This window comes from Klebsiella sp. 10982 (assembly GCF_048589245.1).
GTDB classification, from domain to species: domain Bacteria; phylum Pseudomonadota; class Gammaproteobacteria; order Enterobacterales; family Enterobacteriaceae; genus Klebsiella; species Klebsiella quasivariicola.
Genome location: NZ_JBMAXV010000066.1, coordinates 1 through 15300 on the forward strand (window position 1 = coordinate 1; position 15300 = coordinate 15300).

Sequence of the window (15300 nt, forward strand, 5' to 3'; positions counted from 1 at the left end):
CCAGCACAAAGCCCATGCCGAGACACATCAGGGTGAAGCCTTCGCCTAACAGGACGGCATCATTCATACCCCACCTCAAAACATGGCAGAAAGAGAGGACATAAATTTAGGTAAGGTGTTAATCAGGGCGACGAGAGTGAGTAACAAACAAAAGAGATAACTGATCGCCATACATATTTGTAATAACCTTGGCGTCTTATATCCTTTATTAATATCCTTTCGCCACAGCAGCAGGCAGATAAACAGACCCGCGACAGGTGTCGACACCGCCGTTGCGACATTCGCTAAGTAAATTAACTGCACCGGCGATCCGCCGAAGCTAAAGCAGATTAACCCCGCGACCACCAGCACCACCATGGATCCCCACTGGACCGCTTTACTCTCCAGCGCAGTGGATTTATTGAACCCCGAGTTGAGCAGGACAACCCCACGCTGAGTATTCCCTAGTAAAGATGAAAACCCCGCGCCCAATAAGGCGATACCCATGATGTATTTTGCCGCGCGCCCCATGCTTGGCGTTAATAAATCAGCCAGCTGCGTCGGCGTATTGATTGATATCCCTTGAGGAAAAAGCACAATCGCCCCCACCAGAATAATGGCCCCACTGATCAGCAGCACACCGATAATATGGGCTACGGTATCCGCCACCATCACGCCATTAAAGAGGTCATCTTTTTTCCATTTTTTCTCTTTGCCAAGGTAAGTGCCGTAGATCCCGGTCGTCAGGGAGGCATTGGTACTGATAAAGCCCAGCGCGGTGACTAAACTCCCCGCAGGAAAGATCCAATGCGTTAATCCTTCCCCGCTGGCTTTCCAGTCTGGTCCCCCCGTTCCCACCAGCGTGATATAAAAGGCGATAATCATTGCCACAATACAAATAGTGATCCCTTTTTCGACTTTGGAATAAACGCCTTTAGAGAAATAGCAATAGATCATCACCGCAATCATAATTAACGCACCGAGCTTCCAGTCAATACCGAAAACAAGGTTCATGCCGGCTCCGGTCCCTGAGATATTCCCCATGGTAAAAAAAAGACAGGCTAAAAAAGTGGCCACGCCTACAAACCCCGAGGCGACTTTACCGTAATAGTGTCGTATCGCCTCTATTGACGGCATCCCGGTGAGCATGGAGATACGATAGGTCGTCAACATAAACGTGATCCCCATAAAAGCAATGGGGATCAGCAGCCATAGCAGGGAATAGCCATAGTCCGCCCCTAACATCGACGCAGTGGTAATCGCGCCGGGGCCAATCACGACTCCGGTAAGCACAATCCCCGGACCGATGCGGCGAATTAATTGAGAGAAGGGAAGTCTTTCTATTTGTGCGGGTACAGCGGTAGATGTTTTTTCTAAATTACTCATGACAGCCTCATTATAGTATCTTTATAAAATATTATACGGCCACACTGATATACTGAATAAAACCTAATTATCCTTATTAAAATCAACCCGTATTCATAATGAATACGGGCTTGGTATTCAAATAATAAATTAAATAACCGCTTTTTTAATGCCTGCGGCACGGATAGCCGCTTTGATCTCTTCTTCTGCGCCCGGTTCCAGCGGCAACAGAGGTGACCGAACGGTAGCGTGTTCCAGAATGCCACGTTCAACCAGAGCATGTTTCAACGCCACGGTACCTTCCATGTGCGAACCGCGGTGATAAACGGCCTTGGTAACCGGCAGCAGACGGTCATGAACCGCTTTGGCCTTCACATAATCCTGCGCTTTTCCGGCCTCCAGCAGTTCCAGCAGGAGTTCAGGGGCAATATTGCCATATCCCACCAGGAAACCATCAATATCGAAGGCAGTATGCAGCAGGTATTCATCATGACAGCTGAGGATCTGTAAATCAGGGCGTTCGCGACGAATAACCGGAATTTCCGTATCCCAGCGGCGCATATTACGCACCCCATTTTTCATCGCAAAGACCCCCGGTTGCGCGGAAATATCCAGCATCGTTTCGAGGTTATAAGTGGCTTTAGTGACATCCGGATACTGGAAAAGAATAAGAGGCAATCCACTCTCTTCATATACCACGCGATAACGATCCTGCGGCGCCCCTTTTTGGTAGCCAAAACGCAGCCAACCGTGTGAAGGATACAGCAGACCTGCGGAGGCCCCGGCTTCCACGGCACGCTGCGCTTCCAGCGCCGCCACTTCCGTCCCTTCGCCAGTAATCCCGGCGATGACCGGTACACGGCCGTCGGTCGAGTCAACAAAACTACGGATAACGTCAGCCTGTTCCTGCTGAGTCAGGAAGGTGCCCTCCCCGGCGTGTCCCAGAACCACCAGGCCTTTCACGCCTTTTACGCTACCCAGCCAGGAACCTAAACGTTTGATGGCTTTATGATCGATGCGGCCATCGCGGGTGAAAGGGGTAACCGGTGCTGGAACAATTCCACGCAAATCAAGTGCTTTCATGTTAACTCCTTACAAATTTCAACAGATAAAGATGATAAACTCTCTTTCTTGAAATCGATTGCAGGAACGATTGCAAGTGAATTGAAATGTCTTCCCTTTACTCCACAAGATCAAGGGGACTCAGCGAATAAATGCAATTGGAATCACAAAAATGGGCGGGTTAAAAGTTTATCAAGTTACATTACGTGATCTATTTCCCACATTGCGTCTGGCGCTCCTCCACGCCATTTAAGTTGCGTGGAAGAAATAACTACGAATACAATCGCAACTGAATTTAAACAGGAAATCGGTCATGGGAAATCAATCATCTCCAGAGCACAATGGAAGAACCATTACGATGCAGGATGTGGCTCGCGCCGCCGGCGTGAGTGTTTCAACTGTTTCGCGCGTGCTGGATGAACGTCTCCCCCCGTCCCGCAGCCCTTCGGCTGAAAAAATACGGGAAGCGGCGAAGCAGTTGGGCTATCGACGTGACTACGTGGCGTCCAGTTTGCGCCGTGGCGATACGGGCACGATAGGCGTACTGGTCCCGCGATTGACCGATACCGTCACGGCGATGTTCTATGAAGCAGTCTCTCAGGCCGCCGCGCGTCAGGGCTATTTCACGGTGGTGGCAACCTGCGGCAACGATCCAGACACGGAAGAGCGCGCCACACAATCTTTACTGGATCGCCGGGTCGATGGCCTGATCCTCTCCACCTGTCGCCTGGATGACCGCCTGCCTCAGCAATTGCGGGAGAAACAGATCAACCATGTTCTGGCGCTGCGTACCGACGGTATCAGCCCATCCGCTATTGGGGATGACGAACTGGGAGGCTATCTGGCGACCCGCCACTTACTGGATCTCGGCCATCGGGAAATCGGCATTATTGCCGGGCCCAATTTTTCATCGAGCACCTTAAACCGGCAAAAAGGATTTTTGCGAGCCATGCAGGAAGCGCAGGCCGAGGTGAATCCGCAATGGTGGCGAGATTCCGACTTTACCATTGTGGCCGGTGAAAACGCCGGTTATGAAATCCTGAATAGTCCGGCGCGCCCCAGCGCCATTTTCGCCGTCAATGATGACCTGGCGATCGGCGTGATGGCGGCGGCACATCGACTCGGGCTGGAGATAGGCCGCGACGTTTCGCTGGTAGGTTATAACGACATTCCGTTAGTTAGTCGCCTGCCGATCCCTTTGACCTCCGTGAAGACACCGCTCGATCAGCTTGCCAGCCATGCCGTTGAATTACTGCTAAGTCATCATGTGGAAAACCCCCAGCGCTACTCGTTACCCACCCTGATTCCGCGCGCTTCCACGCGGCCTTATCGCTAAGCGGCGCACGTTCCCGACCCGAAGGCGTGCCAGGGCCGGGAACGTATTCAATATAATTCCGGAAAATGTCAGTAGATATTGTTTCCCGCTCGTCAGGGCGAGATTTTATAGCGTAAACGTCATGCCGATACGATATCGTGATTCTGAAATTTTATTTTTGCCATCATGGTAACCCTGTTTATCAAGATAATCATATTCGATATAGGGACTAAACCACTCATTCCATTTATAGCGTAGCGTTACGGCATTTTCTGTCGCCGAAGATTTATCATTATTATATTTATAGTCATCGTTGACATGTCGATAGACCGTGCCTTGATACAGGGCACTCCATTGGGCATTAAATTTATAATTAACATATAAATCCAGGCGGTTGACGCTGTCCTGATGTGACTCACCGACGCTATTAACCGTTTCGTAAGTGTTGTAGTCATAGCGATAACGGAGTCCAAAGGTGAGATCGGGAGTCGCTTTATAGTTAATGCGAAAATAAGGACGTAGCTGGGTGCCTTTACTGCTCCAGTGATAGATACCGCCTGGCTGCAAGGCCCATTTTTCAGCGAATGGCCAGCTATAGTTAACCTCTATTTCATTGTAATCGACGGTACTGTCGCCAAAGGAGTGGGACGCATCCGTTTTATCAGTGCCATTTTTTCCCTGATGGTTATTTTTGTTGTTTTTATTATCCATTTCCATACTCGCCCACCAGCCATTCTGCCACCCCTGACTCACTTTATAGCGGGATTCATAAGAGTGACTTCCCGCCCGATATCCGCCTCTGACATCGAAAGTCAGCGCGTGGCCGGCGGCAGGTAACCCCAGGGCGACACATACGATCAAAGCTATTTTCTTATGCATATTTTATCCCTAAAATTAATCATTTTTAAATGAAACGGAAAATAATATGACGGTATTTAAATATGTTAAAATGAATGTGAAATCGTTTGCGGTATCGTTTTCAAACGTGATTATCATTCTATTACTGAAGTGAGGTGGTCAAGCCGCTAAAAATACCAATGCTATTCTCATCACACATTTCCCCCGGTTTTTATCCTGGCGTATGCATTTTTGTGATCCACTCCGCGCCCGTTATTACCGCGGCCGGGCGGCACTTTCCTCTGGCCGCACCGCCTTTTCCGGTGAAAATAACCCGTTGCGCCCTGTACGCATAAGTACGCTTTTACTACGACCTCTCGTGGTGAGATAACCGCGTAATTAACAATGATTAATCAATGCTCTGGCGATTTTGCTGACTGTTACGCTATACTAGCCTCTGAAATTGCCCGCCTGCGTCTGTGAGCGGGTGTTCAAGTAGCTTCCTTATAGTTCGATCAACTTCCCTTCCGAGGATCTGGCCTCAACGGTCAGAAAAGATATGTTAAACAGTATTTTAGTAATACTCTGTCTGATAGCCGTCAGTGCTTTTTTTTCGATATCGGAAATCTCACTGGCCGCCTCACGTAAAATCAAACTGAAACTGCTGGCCGATGAAGGCAACGTCAACGCACAGCGGGTGCTGAAGATGCAGGAGAACCCGGGCACCTTCTTTACCGTCGTGCAGATTGGCCTCAACGCCGTCGCCATTCTTGGCGGTATTGTGGGCGACGCGGCTTTCTCACCGGCGTTTCATAGCCTGCTCAGCGGGTATATGTCACCGGAGCTCTCCGAGCAGCTGAGCTTCATCATCTCTTTTACCCTGGTCACCAGCTTGTTCATCCTGTTTGCTGACCTGACTCCGAAACGCATCGGTATGATTGCGCCCGAAACTGTGGCCCTGCGCATCATCAACCCGATGCGCTTCTGCCTGTTAGTCTTCCGCCCGCTGGTGTGGTTGTTTAACGGCATGGCGAATATGATCTTCCGCATTTTTAAACTGCCGATGGTGCGGAAAGACGATATCACTTCCGACGATATCTATGCCGTGGTCGAGGCTGGCGCGCTGGCCGGGGTACTGCGCAAGCAGGAGCACGAGCTGATTGAGAACGTCTTCGAGCTGGAGTCCCGTACCGTTCCTTCCTCCATGACCCCGCGTGAAAGCGTCATTTGGTTTGATTTACATGAAGACGAGCAGAGCCTGAAAAATAAAGTGGCCGAGCACCCGCACTCAAAATTCCTCGTCTGTAATGAAGATATCGACCACATTATCGGTTACGTCGATTCCAAAGATCTGCTGAACCGCGTGCTGGCGAACCAGAGCCTGGTGCTGACCGGCGGCGTACAGATCCGCAACACGTTGATCGTGCCGGACACCCTGACCCTGTCGGAAGCGCTGGAAAGCTTCAAAACCGCCGGGGAAGACTTCGCGGTGATCATGAATGAATACGCGCTGGTGGTCGGGATCATCACCCTTAACGATGTGATGACCACCCTGATGGGCGACCTTGTCGGCCAGGGGCTGGAAGAGCAGATCGTCGCCCGCGATGAAAACTCGTGGCTAATCGATGGCGGTACGCCGATTGATGACGTGATGCGCGTGCTGGATATCGACGAGTTCCCGCAGTCCGGGAACTACGAGACCATCGGCGGCTTTATGATGTTTATGCTGCGTAAAATCCCCAAACGCACCGACGCGGTGAAGTTCTCCGGCTATAAGTTTGAGGTTGTGGACATCGATAACTACCGTATCGACCAGCTGCTGGTGACCCGCATCGATAACAAGCCAACGGTGCTGGTGCCCAAGCAGGCGGAAACGGCGGAAAGCCAGAACGCCTGAGCCTCACCTTTTCTCTCTCAAGGGCGGATGACCATCCGCCCTTTTTTTATGGCCCGAATGTGAAGCGGCTCACGCCCCTCTGCCGATAGCAGATTACTCCTGCTCGATAGCGAAACGTTCATGACTCCCCAACGCGCAAAAAGGTAACGTTGCTCGCGTCTACACGATCATATTCCTGAATAAAGGAAGCGAGGGTTACCATGATAACGTCAAATAAAAATTACTTTATCAGCTGTCTGTTTTTCCTGTTCTTCTTTATAGGCTGGGGATGCTGCTACCCCTATTTATCACTGTGGTTGACGGAAACCATCGGTATTAACTACACCGACGTCGGCCTGGTCTATTCTTTCACCGCCATTGTCGCCGTCTGCGTTCAGCCATTATTCGGCTTCATCTCCGATAAACTGGTATATCGTAAGAATCTGATGTGGATGCTGGCGATTATTATCACGTTATTCGCCCCTTACTGGATTTATGTCTTTGCTCCCCTGTTAAAAATAAATGTGTTCCTCGGCGCGCTGGCTGGCGGCCTTTATATTGGCATGGCCTACGGCGCAGGCTGCGGGATTTGCGAAGCCTACATTGATAAAGTCAGCCGCGCCTCCGGCTTCGAATTTGGCCGGGCGCGGATGTTTGGCGGCATCGGCGCCGCGATCGGCACCTTTGCGGCAGGAAAACTCTACGGCATCGATCAGAACATGATTTTCTGGTTGGCCAGCGGCGCAGGCGTCTGCCTGCTGATCATTGTCTGGAAAATGCAGATCAACGCCCACCCGCAGCAGGGGTTGCTGTCCGGCAAAGCCTCGCCGGTTACCCTCCACGATGCCGTCTCGCTGTTGAAAATTAAAAAATTCTGGTTCTTCGCCCTCTATGTCATTGGCGTCGGGGCGGTCTATGAAACCTATGACCAGCAGTTCGCTATCTACTACAGCCATTTCTTTGAGAGTAAAGCCCGGGGCGCAGAAGTCTTCGGTTATTTAACCACGGGTCAGATTTTCCTTGATGCCATCGTGATGTTCTTTGCGCCATGGTTCGTGAATAAAATCGGTCCGAAAAATGCGCTGTTATACTGCGGGCTGATTATGAGCTTGCGCATTATCGGCTCCGCATGGGCTATTGGCCCGGTCTCCATTAGCCTTATTAAACTCCTCCACGGTTTTGAAAGCTCGGTGCTCCTCGTCGCGGCGCTAAAATATATTACCGCTAACTTTAACCCTCTGCTGTCAGCGACCGTTTACTTAATTGGCTTCCAGTTTTCGAAAAGCTTTAGCTCTATTTTTCTCTCGACCGGCATCGGCCATATGTACCAGAGCATGGGCTTTACCAGTAGCTATATCGTACTCGGCGGTATCGCGCTGTGCTTCACGCTTATTTCTTTTATTACGCTGGATAAAGCGCGTGTCTTCTCTTCACAACCAGTGCCCGCGAATTAATGTCAGGAGGTAGTGTGTATGTCTCATTTATTTTATGGCGTGGCGTATTACGATGAATATATGCCGGAAGATCGGCTGGCTAAGGATATCGCCTTAATGCGCGAAACCGGCATTAACGTGGTGCGTATTGCCGAGTCCACCTGGAGTACGCTGGAACCTGAAGAGGGCCAGTACAATTTCTACCATATCGACCGGGTGCTCGAGGCGATGCATGAGGCCGGCATTGCGGTCATCGTCGGGACGCCCACCTACGCGGTACCGGCCTGGCTGGCGGCGAAACATCCCGATATTCTGGTCACCACCGTCGTGGGGCAGCAAAAATATGGTCCGCGGCAGATCATGGATATCGTCAATCCGACCTTTCGCCGCTATGCCGAAAAAATTATCCGCACGCTGATGGCCCATGTGCAGCACCATCCGGCGATTATCGGCTGGCAACTGGATAACGAAACCAAGCATTACGACAATATTGGCCGCTATATGCAGGAGGGCTTCGTGCGCAGCCTGCAGGAGAAATATCCTGACCTCCGGCAGCTGAATCGCGATTTCGGCCTGGATTACTGGAGCAACCGTATTGACCGCTGGCAGGATTTTCCGCCGGTGGAGAACACCATCAACGCCAGCCTCGCCTGCGCCTTTTCCCGCTATCAGCGCCAGCAGGTCACCGAGTATCTGGCCTGGCAGGCGGCCATCGTTCGGGAATACGCCCAGCCGCACCAGTTCGTCACCCACAACTTCGATTTTGAATGGCGCGGTTACTCTTACGGCGTGCAGCCGCGGGTCGACCATTTTGCGGCGGCGCAGGCGCTGGATATCGCCGGCGTCGATATCTATCACCCGAGTCAGGCGCACCTGACCGGACGGGAAATCGCCTTTGGCGGCGCCATCACCCGCTCGCTTAAGCCGGGCCAGAACTACTTCGTGCTGGAAACCCAGGCACAGGGCTTCGCCCAGTGGACCCCGTTCCCGGGCCAGCTTCGTCTGCAGGCATTCAGCCATATCGCTTCCGGCGCCGCCATGGTCTCCTACTGGCACTGGCACTCGATTCATAACGCTTTCGAAACCTACTGGAAAGGGCTGCTCAGCCACGACTTCTCGCGCAACCCAACCTGGCAGGAAGCCACCACTATCGGTGCCGATTTCGCTCGCCTGTCGCCGCAGCTGGCGGAGCTGAAGGCCGAAAATGACGTCGCGTTGCTCATAAGCAATGAGGCGATGGACGCCCTCAATCACTTCCGTCCCGGCGATGCTGAGGGCAACATTTATAACGATATCTTCCGCCGCTTCCACGATGCGCTGTATGACCACAATATCAGCCTCGACATCATCCACGATGTGAACGAGGAAACCTCGCGCTACCGGGTGCTGATCGTTCCTGGTCTGTACGCCGCCGATGATGGCCTGCTAACGCGGATTAACGACTATATCGCCCGGGGCGGCAGAGCGCTGATCGGCTTTAAATCAGGCTTTAGCGATGAAAACGTCAAGGTGCGCAGCAGCGCGCAGCCGGGGATTTTGCGCCAGAGCTGCGGCGTCAGCTACAGCCAGTTCACCCTGCCGGAAGCGACGACGGTAAGCTCTTGCTGCGCAGAGATTGATTGCCGCAATGACAATCAGGCTGAGCTGTGGATGGAATTACTGACGCCCGACGACGGGACCCGCACCCTGCTGCGCTATCAGCATCCGGCATGGGGCGAATACGCCGCCGCAACGACGGCGGATTATGGTCAGGGTCGCGCCCTGTACGTTGGCTTTCTGCCGCAGAAGGGCCTGATTAGCCAGCTGTTTGATGTCCTGACGGCGGACCTCACGCTGAACTCGCGAACTTCCGCCTATCGCTATCCGTTAGTGGTTAAAAAGATGCGTAACCGCGCCGGAAAGACTATCCACTTCCTGTTTAATTACTCCGGCAAGGCGCAGGAGGTTATCAGCGAGACCGCGGGTACCGCGCTGTTGAGCGGGGAGGCAGTAGACGTCGGCCAGCCGTTGCGCCTCGAGGCCTGGGAATTTACTATCATCGAAAGCTAACGACGCGACGAGGCTCAGGTGGGAGAGAGAATGGAACTGGATATCAATGAGCTACTCAATTTCTCGCCATTGATGAAAACCTTTACCTTCAATGCCTGGGTCGTCGCGGGCTTCACGCCGATTACCCGCGGTTCCACACTGGACTACTACATTAACCGCCCGCAGGGGATGAAAGGTTACATCATTAACCTGACCCTGCGCGGCCAGGCGCGGGCGAAAGCGGGCGATGGCTTCCTGCTGTGCCGGGAAAACGATCTGCTGCTGTTTCCTCCTGGCGTTCCCCATCATTACGGCAGGGACGAACACAGCGAGTATTGGGACCATCTGTGGATCTACTTTATCCCCCGCCCCTACTGGATAGACTGGCTGAAGTGGGACCAAACCACCCACGGTATCGGCAAAACAACCATTAACGATCCCGACCAGCTCCAGCATCTGCGCGATCTGTTCTACGAAGTGATACGCCATCACTCTGCGTCCGTACCGCTGTCAGAAGCGCTGGCCATGAACGCGCTGGAAAGATTAATTCTCCGCTGTTTTCAGCAGCAGCCCATCAGCAATCGCCATGCCCACGATCCACGGATTAACGCCATCTGCGACTATCTTAACGCCCATATTGCGCAGGAGGTAAAAATCGAGACCCTGGCGGCGATGGTGTTTATCTCTCCTTCACGTCTGGCGCACCTTTTCAAAAATGAACTGGGGCAAACGGTCTATGCGTGGCGGGAAACGCAGCGCATCAACCGCGCCAGGTGGCTTATTCAAAGCACCTCGCTCCCGCTTAACAAAATTGCTTTATCGGTGGGCTACAGCGATCCGGTCTATTTCACCCGCTTGTTTCGTAAACATAACGGCATCCCACCGGGCGAATATCGCAAACGCTATGCGGAAATGAAGGGCTAAAAACATCAACGGCTCCCATCGGGAGCCGTCTTTTACCTACTACGTACTGCTACGTTTCAGGTTATGCCATCTCAGTTTGCAGACGCAACACCTGACGATTGACTTCGGACATCACTGACAGATGCAGCTTGTCCTTGACCTTCGGGATAAGGATTTTGCCCTTATCAAATTCAAATGCGCCAACGTCCTTGATGTACAACCGTCCACGAAACAGGATCTTCACGTACTTCGCCACTTGCAGCGGATTGTAGCGTTGGAAAATTTTCATTCTTCTCTCCTGCCAGGGTTACGCTCTTGTGGTGCCACAGTTAGCCCACGTCTCGGGAGCGCAAATTTTAATGCCCTAAAACTATAGTCCAGAATCTCAGAGGGACCCAGTATGTATAAGTTTATTTACCCTTTGATGACAATAATTCAGAATTTTCGTTTCAGACATACGATGAAGTAAGTATAAGTCGCCGTTTTTGTACGGATTTGTGCGTCAGCACGCAAACTGGCATCCTCATTGCGGGTAATCGTCGCCAATCGCACTTATGATTAAACGAGACCAAGTGGTCGGATCACCTGCACAATAATGATTAAGGATTCCGCATGACTCTACGTAGCATACTGGCCGCCTCGTTACTCCTCTTCCCGCTGCTGGCCTCAGCGCATAACTTTGTCGACGGCCAGCGCGTGGCGCCGGTCGGCGTCGCGGATCGGGGAGAACTTATTCTGGATAAGGATAATTTTAGCTATAAAAACTGGAATAGCGCGCAACTAGCAGGAAAAGTGCGGGTGGTCCAGCACATTGCCGGCCGCTCGTCAGCAAAAGAGAAAAATGCCAACCTGATCGAAGCGATTAAAGCGGCAGGTTTCCCGCACGATCGCTATCAGACCACCACCATCGTTAACACCGACGACGCCATTCCTGGCACCGGCATGTTCGTACGCAACAGCATTGAGAGTAATAAAAAGCTCTTCCCGTGGTCGCAATTTATCGTCGACAGCAACGGCCTGGTGCGAAAAGCCTGGCAGCTGGACGAGAAGAGCTCGGCGATCGTGGTGCTGGATAAGAACGGGCGCGTGCAGTGGGCCAAAGACGGTGCCCTCACCCAGCAAGAGGTGCAGCAGGTAATCGACCTGCTGCATAAGCTGCTTAATAAATAGAGACCCGGAAACCAGGGTTTAAGAAGGATTCACGCGGCGTGTAGTCGAGGGTTTTCCCCTGCCAGTCGTGAACATGCGCCCCGGCGGCGACCGCGACCGCATGGCCGGCGGCGGTGTCCCAGGTGCTGGTCGGCCCGAAGCGCGGATAGAGCTGGGCCTGACCTTCCGCCACCAGGCAAAACTTCAGCGAAGAGCCAATAGAGGTGGTCTGGTGCTCGCCCAGTTGCTCAAGATACTCCTGCAGCTCTGGATCGTTACCGTGGGAGCGGCTGATCACCACCAGCGGCGGACGGGCATCGCGAACCTGGATCTGCTTGCGCACGCCGCACTCTTCTTTCCAGGCTTTACCTTTTTCCGCGCTGTACATCACCTTCATCACCGGCGCATAAACCACGCCCAGTGTCGGCTTGCCGTTTTCGATCAGCGCGATATTGACGGTGAATTCGCCGTTACGCTTAATAAACTCTTTGGTGCCGTCCAGCGGGTCGACCAGCCAGTAGCGCTGCCAGTGCTGACGTACCTCCCAGGCCGGCGGGTCCTCCTCGGAAAGAACCGGGGTGTCAGGATCCAGCGCTTTCAGACCGCTGATGATGACGTTGTGCGCTGCGATATCCGCCGCCGTGACCGGAGAATCATCTTTCTTGCTGGCGACGTTGATCGGCTGGTTTCCATCGTAGACTTCCATGATGGCATCGCCCGCGTTCCGTGCAAGCTGACATACTTGTTCTAACATTCTCCACCTCGTCTGGTTACAGTGGCGTTAACTCGTTGTTTTATTTATATCGCATCACCGCGAGTTCCGCTATCTGTGATAACGATGGCGGTTTCTCTGCCCGCTTTTCTGGCAAGATTCACATTTCTGTAAGCAACAGAATATAAATACATTTTCTACTGTGCTATCGCTCATAAAAAAAGGACGCCTCTGATGATTAAGTTTAGCGCAACGCTCCTGGCCACGCTGATCGCCGCCAGCGTCAACGCCGCGACGGTCGACCTGCGGATCATGGAAACCACCGATCTGCACAGCAATATGATGGACTTTGACTATTACAAAGATGCCGCCACGGAGAAATTCGGCCTGGTCCGTACCGCCACCCTGATCGAACAGGCGCGGGCAGAAGCGAAAAACAGCCTGCTGGTGGATAACGGGGATGTTATCCAGGGGAGCCCGTTAGGCGACTACATGGCCGCGAAAGGGTTGAAAGAAGGCGATGTGCATCCGGTGTATAAGGCGATGAATACCCTGAATTACGCCGTCGGCAACCTGGGTAACCATGAATTCAATTATGGCCTCGACTTCCTGCATAAGGCGCTGGCCGGGGCGAAATTCCCCTACGTGAACGCCAATATCATCGATGCCAAAACTGGCAAACCGATGTTTACGCCGTACCTGATCCAGGATACCCGGGTCGTGGACAGCGATGGTCAACCCCATACTCTGCGCATCGGCTATATCGGTTTTGTGCCGCCGCAGATCATGACCTGGGATAAAGCCAATCTCAGCGGTAAAGTGACGGTCAACGACATTACCGAAACCGCGCGTAAATACATCCCGGAGATGCGCGCGAAAGGGGCTGATGTGGTAGTGGTGGTCGCGCACTCCGGCCTTTCCGCCGACCCGTATCAGGCGATGGCAGAAAACTCGGTCTACTACTTAAGCCAGGTACCGGGCGTTGACGCCATCATGTTCGGCCACGCCCACGCGGTGTTCCCGGGTAAAGACTTCGCCAGCATCAAAGGCGCGGATATCGCCAAAGGGACGCTAAACGGCGTACCGGCGGTGATGCCGGGAATGTGGGGCGATCATCTCGGGGTGGTCGATCTGGTGCTAAATAACGACAGCGGTAAATGGCAGGTGACGCAGAGTAAAGCCGAAGCGCGGCCTATTTATGACGCGGTGGCGAAGAAATCGCTGGCGGCGGAAGATAGTAAGATGGTGGCGGTGCTGAAAGCCGACCACGACGCCACTCGCGAATTCGTCAGTAAGCCGATCGGTAAGTCCGCCGACAATATGTACAGCTATCTGGCGCTGGTGCAGGACGACCCGACGGTGCAGGTGGTCAACATGGCGCAAAAGGCCTACGTCGAACACTATATTCAGGGCGATCCGGACCTGGCGAAGCTGCCGGTGCTCTCCGCCGCCGCACCGTTTAAAGTCGGCGGGCGTAAAAACGATCCGGCGAGCTTTGTCGAAGTGGAGAAAGGTCAGCTCACCTTCCGTAACGCCGCCGACCTCTATCTCTACCCCAACACCCTGGTGGTGATGAAGGTCAGCGGGAAAGAGGTTAAGGAGTGGCTGGAATGCTCTGCCGGACAGTTTAACCAGATCGATCCCACCAGCAGCAAGCCGCAGTCGCTGATCAACTGGGACGGCTTCCGCACCTATAACTTCGACGTGATTGACGGGGTGAACTACCAGATTGACGTCACTCAGCCGGCCCGCTACGACAGCGAGTGCCAGCTGATCCATCCGCAGGCAGAGCGTATTACGCACCTGACCTTCAACGGTAAACCTGTCGATCCGCAGGCCACTTTCCTGGTCGCCACCAATAACTATCGCGCTTACGGCGGCAAATTTGCCGGCACCGGTGAGAGCCATATCGCCTTTGCCTCACCGGATGAAAACCGTTCGGTGCTGGCGGCGTGGATAGGCGCGCAATCGAAGAAGGATGGCGCGATCCATCCGGCGGCGGATAACAACTGGCGTCTGGCGCCGATCCCCAGCAACACACCGCTGGATATTCGTTTTGAGACCTCACCAGGCGACAAAGCCGCGGCGTTTATCAAAGAGAACGCGCAGTATCCAATGCGCCAGGTGGCCACCGATGATATCGGCTTCGCCATTTATCAGCTGGATTTGAGCAAGTAATGCCTGTTCCCCGGCGGCGCTGCGCTTACCGGGGCTACAAAGCGAAGCTGGCTGTTAGCCCGGATAAGGCGCCATCCGCTATCCGGGTATAGCTCCCCGGTGGCGCTGCGCTTACCGGGGCTACAAACCGGGGCTGACGGGTAGCCCGGATAAGGCGCCTGCCGCTATCCGGGAACATCTCCCCGGTGGCGCTGCGCTTACCGGGGCTACAAACTGGCGACAAAGCCGCGGCGTTTATCAAAGAGAACGCGCAGTATCCAATGCGCCAGGTGGCCACCGATGATATCGGCTTCGCTATTTATCAGCTGGATTTGAGCAAGTAATGCCGGTTCCCCGGTGGCGCTACGCTTACCGGGGCTACAAAGCGAAGCTGGCTGTTAGCCCGGATAAGGCACCTGCCGCTATCCGGGAACATCTCCCCGGTGGCGCTGCGCTTACCGGGGCTACAAACCGGGGCTGACGG

The 15300-nt window shown here is 53.4% G+C and carries 12 protein-coding genes and 2 pseudogenes; 8 read left to right on the forward strand and 6 right to left on the reverse strand.

Going from position 1 to position 15300, the window contains the following annotated elements; all coding sequences use genetic code 11:
• The 3 genes and pseudogenes from ACKLKD_RS26260 to ACKLKD_RS26270 all read right to left on the reverse strand — a co-directional run.
• Window positions 1–67 (reverse strand): annotated as a pseudogene (locus tag ACKLKD_RS26260) (oxaloacetate decarboxylase gamma chain); the annotation flags it as partial.
• Between the two features lie 8 nt (window positions 68–75).
• The gene (locus ACKLKD_RS26265) at window positions 76–1365 is read right to left on the reverse strand and encodes an Nramp family divalent metal transporter (RefSeq protein ID WP_080898082.1); all 1290 of its coding nucleotides are present in this window, start codon (window positions 1363–1365) and stop codon (window positions 76–78) included.
• 129 nt (window positions 1366–1494) lie between these two features.
• Window positions 1495–2427 carry a dihydrodipicolinate synthase family protein gene (locus ACKLKD_RS26270; RefSeq protein WP_032418154.1) on the reverse strand — a complete coding sequence of 311 codons (933 nt, stop codon included), beginning with the start codon at window positions 2425–2427 and terminating at the stop codon, window positions 1495–1497.
• A gap of 292 nt (window positions 2428–2719) precedes the next feature.
• Between ACKLKD_RS26270 and ACKLKD_RS26275 the strand changes: the two genes are divergently transcribed.
• Window positions 2720–3742 carry a LacI family DNA-binding transcriptional regulator gene (locus tag ACKLKD_RS26275; RefSeq protein WP_025714396.1) on the forward strand — a complete coding sequence of 341 codons (1023 nt, stop codon included), beginning with the start codon at window positions 2720–2722 and terminating at the stop codon, window positions 3740–3742.
• A 105-nt stretch (window positions 3743–3847) separates the two neighbouring features.
• Here ACKLKD_RS26275 and ACKLKD_RS26280 read toward each other — a convergent pair whose 3' ends face one another.
• Window positions 3848–4600, reverse strand: coding sequence for an oligogalacturonate-specific porin KdgM family protein (locus tag ACKLKD_RS26280; RefSeq protein ID WP_025714395.1), 753 nt, complete (start codon window positions 4598–4600; stop codon window positions 3848–3850).
• A 517-nt stretch (window positions 4601–5117) separates the two neighbouring features.
• Between ACKLKD_RS26280 and ACKLKD_RS26285 the strand changes: the two genes are divergently transcribed.
• From ACKLKD_RS26285 to araC, 4 genes are all read left to right on the forward strand, one after another.
• Window positions 5118–6455: a hemolysin family protein gene (locus ACKLKD_RS26285; RefSeq protein ID WP_025714394.1), complete on the forward strand. Its 1338-nt coding sequence runs from the start codon at window positions 5118–5120 to the stop codon at window positions 6453–6455.
• Between the two features lie 200 nt (window positions 6456–6655).
• Window positions 6656–7888, forward strand: coding sequence for an oligosaccharide MFS transporter (locus tag ACKLKD_RS26290; protein WP_025714393.1), 1233 nt, complete (start codon window positions 6656–6658; stop codon window positions 7886–7888).
• An 18-nt stretch (window positions 7889–7906) separates the two neighbouring features.
• Window positions 7907–9916 carry a beta-galactosidase gene (locus ACKLKD_RS26295; protein WP_080898075.1) on the forward strand — a complete coding sequence of 670 codons (2010 nt, stop codon included), beginning with the start codon at window positions 7907–7909 and terminating at the stop codon, window positions 9914–9916.
• A gap of 30 nt (window positions 9917–9946) precedes the next feature.
• Window positions 9947–10819, forward strand: coding sequence for an arabinose operon transcriptional regulator AraC (gene araC / locus ACKLKD_RS26300; RefSeq protein WP_064317695.1), 873 nt, complete (start codon window positions 9947–9949; stop codon window positions 10817–10819).
• 61 nt (window positions 10820–10880) lie between these two features.
• On the opposite strand, the gene ACKLKD_RS26305 is transcribed toward araC, so the two are convergent.
• Window positions 10881–11087, reverse strand: coding sequence for a DUF1107 domain-containing protein (locus ACKLKD_RS26305; RefSeq protein WP_002886707.1), 207 nt, complete (start codon window positions 11085–11087; stop codon window positions 10881–10883).
• Window positions 11088–11410: 323 nt separating this feature from the next.
• On the opposite strand from ACKLKD_RS26305, the gene ACKLKD_RS26310 reads away from it, so the two are divergent.
• Window positions 11411–11968: a YtfJ family protein gene (locus ACKLKD_RS26310; protein ID WP_025714390.1), complete on the forward strand. Its 558-nt coding sequence runs from the start codon at window positions 11411–11413 to the stop codon at window positions 11966–11968.
• Here the strand turns inward: ACKLKD_RS26310 and cysQ are convergent.
• Window positions 11958–12701, reverse strand: a complete 744-nt coding sequence (gene cysQ, locus ACKLKD_RS26315; RefSeq protein WP_012543098.1) for a 3'(2'),5'-bisphosphate nucleotidase CysQ — start codon at window positions 12699–12701, stop codon at window positions 11958–11960. The two genes, ACKLKD_RS26310 and cysQ, sit on opposite strands and share 11 nt — an antisense overlap.
• 192 nt (window positions 12702–12893) lie before the next feature.
• Between cysQ and cpdB the strand changes: the two genes are divergently transcribed.
• Complete coding sequence (gene cpdB / locus ACKLKD_RS26320) at window positions 12894–14837, forward strand: 2',3'-cyclic-nucleotide 2'-phosphodiesterase (RefSeq protein WP_087806326.1); 1944 nt, start codon at window positions 12894–12896, stop codon at window positions 14835–14837.
• Between the two features lie 218 nt (window positions 14838–15055).
• Window positions 15056–15160: pseudogene (locus ACKLKD_RS26325) on the forward strand (hypothetical protein); the annotation flags it as partial.
• Window positions 15161–15300 lie beyond the last annotated feature (140 nt).